The organism is Mesobacterium hydrothermale (assembly GCF_035818635.1).
GTDB classification, from domain to species: domain Bacteria; phylum Pseudomonadota; class Alphaproteobacteria; order Rhodobacterales; family Rhodobacteraceae; genus Mesobacterium_A; species Mesobacterium_A hydrothermale.
On sequence record NZ_JAYLLH010000062.1, the window covers coordinates 1 to 5800 of the forward strand.

A 5800-nucleotide genomic window follows, 5' to 3' on the forward strand; every position below is an offset into this window, starting at 1 on the left:
CGTTTGGCGGGCAGACCCCAACGACATCATCGCCGCAAGAAATCGAGGGTTCCAAATGTTGGATTCAATCCACTAGAAGCGGGCGAAGCAATACCGTCCGATCTGGCAAGGTGGCTTGGCGGGGCAATCGCGTACGCCAACGAAGACCCCAAAGTGTTTCTGCAAAGGTTGGGCCTTGCTTCGGGACGCGGCCCAAAAGCGCGTGATCCGAACGCATGGAAGACATGGGGACGTCGCGTATGCGAACTCGAAGACAAAGGCGTAGACCCCGAAGACGCGCTTGCGCAGGTCTTGGCCGAAAGCGATGATGGCCGCGACGAAAAGCTGAAACGAACGCAACTACAGAATTTGCGGAACAAGTATCGGCAGGTATGGCAGGACGCACACATTGGCGGAAATCAAGACTAAGCTATTCCAAAAGAACTTCACCACTTCGCCGCGCCGAATCTCACCGGCAATCCTTTCGCTCTGTCAGGAAATCAATGCTGACGCGGAACCTGTCGTGGTGCCGGTCAAACCCGATACCGGGGCAATTCCTTCGGAGTGTTTCTACAACGTCACCGAACGAATAAAGCGCGATGGCGGCAGTATGGTCTATGGCTGGACGATTTGGGAATGGTCGCGCGTTTTTATCGAAGCCGAACACCATGCAGTGTGGGAAAAGGACGGCGAACTACTCGACATAACGCCCAAGGAAAACCGCGAACGAAAGATCGTGTTCTTGCCCGACCCAAACGCAGACTACGACTTTGAAGGCAACCGACGTCGCATCAACGTAAAACGAAGCCTTGGCCGGTTTGCCAGCGTAGACAAGTGGATAGCGGCGACAGACGCCTTTCAACAGGCCGTCGAAGACAACTCCGTTGGACGGCTCGCGCATTTCGATCCAATGGTGATGCAGGCCCATCAACAAGCGATGATGGACGCATGGGCCGAAGTCGTGTTGGACTTAGCCTACGAAACCAAGCCCCGTGATCGGTGCATTTGTGCCAGCGGATTGGAATTCCGCAAGTGTTGTTCGAAGCTTATCCGGATCCAAACATAGGGGCGCGGCTGTCTGCCACCAATTCAGCGCCTTTGCTGGCAGGCTCTACCGGAAAACGCTGGCATTCGTTGGGGCTATCAGAAACCCGAAGGAATGCCGACATGACCGCTCATGCCACTACACCCGAAGCCCCGTCGTATGTTCGACCGAAGGACGCGTGCCGCCAACTTGGCGGAATGGGGCTTTCGACGCTCTATGCCCACATTGACCGGGGCATGTTTCCAAAGCCCGTGGCGTTGTCACGCCGCTTCGTCGTATTTCCCCAAGAGGAAGTGACCGCAGTTATCAACGCGCGGTTGGCCGGAAAGAATGACGACGAAGTTCGCCAGCTTGTCGCGGAACTCATGGAAAAGCGCAGCGCCTAAATCTGGCGGACGTATGTTCCGCCAAGTTTGCGCATCGAACTTAAGCAAAAACAACGAACTAGCGTGACTTTTGGCGCGTTGCGTCGTGCCTACTCACGCACTACTAACAGGCGCACCGAAGAATGGCCCGAAATCCATATCAGAAACCCCCAGGACTTCTAGGCGAGTTTGCCGACTACATCTATGCAGCTTCGCCGCGTCCCGTCGCTGAAATCGCGTTGGCAGGGGCCATAGGGTTTATGGCCGGGGTATGCGGACGGGCCTACAACGTGTCCGGCACCGGACTGAACCAGTACGTGTTGTTCGTAGCCAAGACCGGCACCGGCAAGAGTGCCCCGCGCGGCGCGATCAACAGATTCATGGCGCACGCCCAAAGCGACGCATGGCATGTGGGCAATATCCCGAACGCGATGCCGAACTTGTCGGAGTACATCGGCCCCGGCGAATTTTCGTCCGGGCAAGCCCTGCTTAAGCAATTCGGACGGTCGCGTAGCTTCGTGTCCATCTTGGGCGAGTTTGGGTTGACCATGAAACGGTTGACGCATCCCCGAGCGTCGTCGTCGGAAATCATGCTTCGGAGGGTGCTACTCGACCTATACGATATGAGCGGCCAAGGTCAGTTGCTACAGCCTATGGTGTACAGCGACGCGGCGAAGAACACAGAGGCGACGGAAAGCCCCGCAATCACGATCCTTTGCGAAAGCACGCCGGAAACGATCTACGGACAGTTGGACGAAAGCCTTATCGCAGATGGTCTATTGCCGCGTTTCTTGACCGTGACCTATGCAGGACCGCGCCCCAAGCAAAGCGTGACGCACTACGCCGCCTTGCCCACAAGCGACATGATGCACAGGTTCGCCGCGCTGTTTCAGAAGGTGGCCTATCTCAACTCTCACAACGCGGTCGAACACGTTCAAGTCGCCGCAGACGCGCACGCGTTCATTGGGCCGCAAGGCGAAGTAGACACCTACGCAGACGACCAAATCAACGCACCGGGACAACTTTCCGCAGTGTCGGAACTGTGGAACCGCGCCCATCTGAAGGCGCTCAAGCTGGCGGCTCTAGTCGCCGTGGGGGAGAACCCCGAAGCACCAATGGTCACTCTTGCCAACGCGCATTGGGCGTACGGGATCGTCAAAGCGGGGATCGAAGACCTTGCCCACAGGTTTGAGGCCGGGGAAGTAGGCGACCAATCGCGGTCGGAAACCGTGCAGGTCCAGAAGGTGCGCGAAGTCTGTCTGGACTACATGACGAAGCCTTGGGCCGAAATATCCAAGTACAACGTCGGACGCCCCGAATACCATGAACGCCGCATTATCCCTTGGAGTTATCTTGCGAAGCGCCTGTCGAATGTGGCGGCATTCAAGGGTGGATATCGGCGCAAAATTGACGAAGCCATGTTGTATCTGCGGGACTGTGGCGAATTCTGCGAGATACCCAAGATGCAGATACCGAAAAAGGTCAACTCGCAAGCGCGGTATTTCATCGCCGGGGACGAACACGAAATCTTCCGAAACAACCCATTCGCCGGACTTTTCGACGAATGACCCGGCGCGGTTCTAAGCCTCTAAAGGCATTAAAAGGGTTAAGCAATTGATATAAGTAGATTTCTAAGTTCTGACGTTCTAAGGCAAGAGACACAAATGCACCCGCGCCAAGACACAGGATTTTTGCCTTTACTTAGAACCTTAGAATATTAGAAGTAGTATATATTATTGTTGTATTTCAGTTAGTTGTGCGAGTTTTCTCTTCTGATCCTACCTCAGAACTCTAAGAAAGGACGACGCCATGCAATTCACACTTGTTCCAAGCGAAGTATTCCGCAGGCAGCTATCGTAGCCTGTGGGCAAATAGAAAGGACCAACGACATGAAGAACCGCGCAATTGAAGGCGTAGGCGAAGTGCCAACTCCGAATGACGTGATCCGCGAACTATGGCGGCGTGTTCAAGAAACGAAGGACGACAAAGTTGCGTTCAAGGGTATGGAAGAAATCTTGAAGTGGCAGAAGATGCGCGACCAAGGCGGGTCAGGAAGGGCTTGAAGGGCGAACCCCAATCGCGCTTTTCGGCGCATTTGGACGCATGGCGGAAACCTTTTCCCCCAACTGTCCTTGAAAACAGGCGCATTATCGCATCGCAGTTGTTCTACTAACTTTCTACGCACAAATCGAAGCGTGCATATGGTCGAAGGCGACGATTTGGTTCTACGGTTTTCTTGCGTATTCACGCATGTTGAATTCGTTTGACCCGGTGGAAATGATCCGCGCTATCTGGCGTTAAAGCGCCCCTAGCTGGCGCGATTTTCCAGCCCGAAGCCGGTCAAATGCTCGCACCCATTGACGAAACCGACGAACCTACCTCCCCCTCGCAAAAGCGGGTCCGTGCCCCGTTGCGCAATATCCACGAAGTAAGGGCCGAATTGGTCAAGGTGTATCGTGAAGCGAGAGGGGCCAAGCTGTCCATCGAATCTGCTTCGAAGCTTTGCTTTATCCTCACTCAGATTGCGAAGATCACCGAAACGACAGATTTGGCCCAACGCATCGAAAAATTGGAGCAAGGCCAGTGACGCGGGCACTGGCAGCACGGGTGAAGCGCCTAGAGCAACGCAGCGAACCGCCGCGCCGCATTCAAAGCGCCGCCGTGTATTTCGACCCCGAAACCGACCGCATTCTGACGCCGCAGCCACTTCCCAAGAAAATCATGCTCGTGCCGCGTTGGGCGTCGGACGAAGCGTGGGCCGAAGCCGCAATCGAGCAACAAACCCGCCTTATCAATTCAGCCGCATAGAAGGACCGCAGCTATGACCCTCTACCTTGTGAATACCCCCGCCGCAGAGAAGTTCTTGACCCTTGCCAACACCAACGCCGGGCGGCGTTCCATGCTTGGCGACGCGGACAAGTTCAAGGGCATGGGTCAAGTTATCCGTGATGCCCATGACGTTCTGCAAAACGGCGTCGAACGCGCGATTGCCCTTGTCAACGACCGGACCCGAACGGACGTGGCGAAGCACGACGCCGCCAAGCGCATTGCCGAACACACGGCGAACCAATTGGCCGTCCAGCGCAACCAGCTTGCGCGGAAAGCCGAAAACTTGATGCAGGACGGGCAGGCTATTGCCGACGCGTTCTTTGAAATGCGCAGCGAACGCGGGGCAATCGACGCACAGATTATCGCATGGGTCAAAGAGCAATCCGCGAAGGACGGCGGCGTTGCCGAAATCCGCAAGACCGCGATGGAAGAACCGCAGCTTGCCGCCGTGATCTACAACGCGCCCAACTTCCTGTTGGGGATCAACGCGAACTCGCACCAGAAAATGCGGCTGGACGTCGTAGAGAAACACGCCCCCAACGCATACAAGGCGATGGACCAAGGCGTTGAAATGCAAAGCCTTCTGTCGCGCTACGACAAGGCAATCGCCGGGGTGCATTCCAGCTTCTACAACCCGACCGTCGCAGCGCAAGCCGAAACGCACGTCGCGGTAGCCTGACCATGACCCCGGCGCAGGCAGATATCGCGGCCATATCGGATTGGCTCACGGCGTCGTCGCGGATGCGTCGTACCCCGCTTGGCAAGGATCGTATCCTTGTCGGGCCGTACGCCACGCTCATGCCTGTAGACCCCGAAAGCACCGATTGGCCGGACCTGTCGGAGTTGGCCGTAAACGGGCTCGCCCTGTTGGTGCCCACTGGCCAGATGCCCGCGAAGATGCCAAAGGCCCGGATCGACATGCCGCCGCACGGGCACCCGGCGCTTGCGGAGCGGGTCAGGCACCTTCTGGCGAACAAGTTGGGCAATGAGTTACCCGATATCCTAACCGTGGCCCTCAGCGACCCCGCAGAGAGCGTCCTAGACGCGCTGGCAGGCGAGGGGCTGGCCGATATCGACCTGAGCCTTGTCGCGGTTCTGGCGTTCCCGCTGTGGGCAATCCCTTTGGCGGATCGACCGACCGTCGCGGACCTGTGCAAGCACCCGTAGCGGCAAGAGATTGCGAAGGCGCGGAATAGCCTGCGGCCTATTCCCCTTCGCATAGGCGCGACATGGACCGCGCCGGGGCCGCGTCTCACAGAGGCGCGGCCTTCCTACGGATTTACGTCGTAGTAATTGCTTTCACCGCGTGGGCAGTTTTCACGCAGTAGGTATGCGCAACGCTTAAGCGACGGGTCGTCGGTTCCGAAACTTTCTTCGGAATGGCCGCATTTGGTGCATGTAACTTCGACGCCTTCGACCGTGCCGTAGTCGCCGTCTAGATCAACGTAATCGGTTGTGGTGGAAACGTATCCCAATCGTGAACCTCAATCGCCAACCGCAGTAACCTGGCGTGCCCCCATCGGGTGGTCCGGTTAAAATGTTAGTGCATCGTAGGCCTCTGGTCTATCGGGACGATGCTTTC

9 protein-coding genes are annotated in these 5800 nt (G+C 56.8%); all 9 read left to right on the top strand.

Features of this window, described 5'->3' with window-relative positions:
• The coding region (locus tag VK792_RS19275) for a hypothetical protein (RefSeq protein ID WP_326299526.1) at positions 1-408 on the top strand (408 nt) is incomplete at its 5' end.
• Positions 389-1045 (top strand): hypothetical protein, encoded by a 657-nt coding sequence (locus tag VK792_RS19280; protein ID WP_326299528.1) that lies wholly within the window; start codon positions 389-391, stop codon positions 1043-1045. The genes VK792_RS19275 and VK792_RS19280, both read left to right, overlap by 20 nt.
• A 101-nt stretch (positions 1046-1146) precedes the next feature.
• Positions 1147-1410: a helix-turn-helix transcriptional regulator gene (locus VK792_RS19285; protein ID WP_326299530.1), complete on the top strand. Its 264-nt coding sequence runs from the start codon at positions 1147-1149 to the stop codon at positions 1408-1410.
• Positions 1411-1532: 122 nt separating this feature from the next.
• Positions 1533-2957, top strand: a complete 1425-nt coding sequence (locus VK792_RS19290) for a hypothetical protein (RefSeq protein ID WP_326299531.1) — start codon at positions 1533-1535, stop codon at positions 2955-2957.
• Between the two features lie 321 nt (positions 2958-3278).
• Positions 3279-3452 carry a hypothetical protein gene (locus tag VK792_RS19295; RefSeq protein ID WP_326299533.1) on the top strand — a complete coding sequence of 58 codons (174 nt, stop codon included), beginning with the start codon at positions 3279-3281 and terminating at the stop codon, positions 3450-3452.
• Between the two features lie 281 nt (positions 3453-3733).
• Positions 3734-3976, top strand: coding sequence for a hypothetical protein (locus tag VK792_RS19300; RefSeq protein ID WP_326299534.1), 243 nt, complete (start codon positions 3734-3736; stop codon positions 3974-3976).
• A complete protein-coding gene (locus tag VK792_RS19305) occupies positions 3973-4197 on the top strand; it encodes a hypothetical protein (RefSeq protein WP_326299535.1) in 225 nt (74 codons plus the stop codon). Before VK792_RS19300 ends, VK792_RS19305 begins: the two co-directional genes overlap by 4 nt.
• Positions 4198-4210: 13 nt before the next feature.
• Positions 4211-4897: a hypothetical protein gene (locus tag VK792_RS19310; protein WP_326299536.1), complete on the top strand. Its 687-nt coding sequence runs from the start codon at positions 4211-4213 to the stop codon at positions 4895-4897.
• A 62-nt stretch (positions 4898-4959) separates the two neighbouring features.
• The gene (locus tag VK792_RS19315) at positions 4960-5385 is read left to right on the top strand and encodes a hypothetical protein (RefSeq protein ID WP_326299538.1); all 426 of its coding nucleotides are present in this window, start codon (positions 4960-4962) and stop codon (positions 5383-5385) included.
• Positions 5386-5800 lie beyond the last annotated feature (415 nt).